This is a genomic window from Citrobacter amalonaticus (assembly GCF_018252635.1).
In the GTDB taxonomy this organism is placed as follows: domain Bacteria; phylum Pseudomonadota; class Gammaproteobacteria; order Enterobacterales; family Enterobacteriaceae; genus Citrobacter_A; species Citrobacter_A amalonaticus_E.
This window is the reverse complement of record NZ_JAGTXM010000025.1, coordinates 1-835: the sequence shown is the minus strand read 5'-3', so window position 1 is coordinate 835 and position 835 is coordinate 1. Positions and strand designations below refer to the sequence as shown.

General features: G+C 64.1%; 1 protein-coding gene. It reads right to left on the bottom strand.

All coding sequences use genetic code 11. From position 1 onward, the window contains the following. The coding region (locus tag KE671_RS22555) for an Ig-like domain-containing protein (protein WP_206164792.1) at positions 1 to 835 on the bottom strand (835 nt) is incomplete at both ends.

Here is an 835-nt window from a genome sequence, read left to right as displayed (position 1 = left end):
ATGGTCTGGTCAGCCGCCACCTCGGCGGCATTCAGAAGGTCATCGCCGAGGGCGTTGATGGTGACCGTGGGCAGGTGTGTGCTGTCGGCGGCGACGCTGAAGTCACGGGTGACGGTGGTGGTGTTGCCGGTGGTGTCGGTGGCCAGGGAGCTGACCGTGGCGGTGCCGTCGGCGAGTTTCGCCACGTCGGCTTTGGGTACGGTGAGGGTCCAGGTGCCGTCCGTGACGGAGGCATCATACGTTTTGCCGTTCAGCGTCACCTTGACGGTGACAACGTCAGCGCCGCAGGTGCCGGTCAGCGTCAGGTCCGCGCCTTTCTCGGCGGCGTTGATGATGTCATCAGCGGTGACCCTGTCGACAGCCACCGCCGGGCCGGTGAGGTCAGTGGTGATATTGCGGGTGACGCTGCCCTTGTTGCCGGCGGTGTCAGAGACCTCAGCTTTAATGGTGGCGGTGCCGGCTTCCAGCGCCGTCACATCGGCGGCCGGAACCCCCACGCTCCACTTGCCGTCTGCGTCAGTGGTGGTGGTGTAGGTTTTACCGTTCAGCGTCACGGTGACGGTGGCACCGGCGTTTACGCCGGTGGTGGTGCCGCTGATAATCTGTGCCACGCCGTGCTCGGCGCTGTTGATAACGTCATCGGTTGCCACTTTATCGATGGTGATCACCGGGGCGGTGATATCAATCGTGATATCCCGTGTCGCACTGCCGGTGTTGCCGTTCGCGGCAGTCACTTCGGCGGAGACAGTGACGTTACCGTCGGTGAGCAGCGCGAGGTCAGCCGCCGGGACGGTGACGGACCAGGTGAGGTCTGCTGCTACCGTAGCAGTGTAGT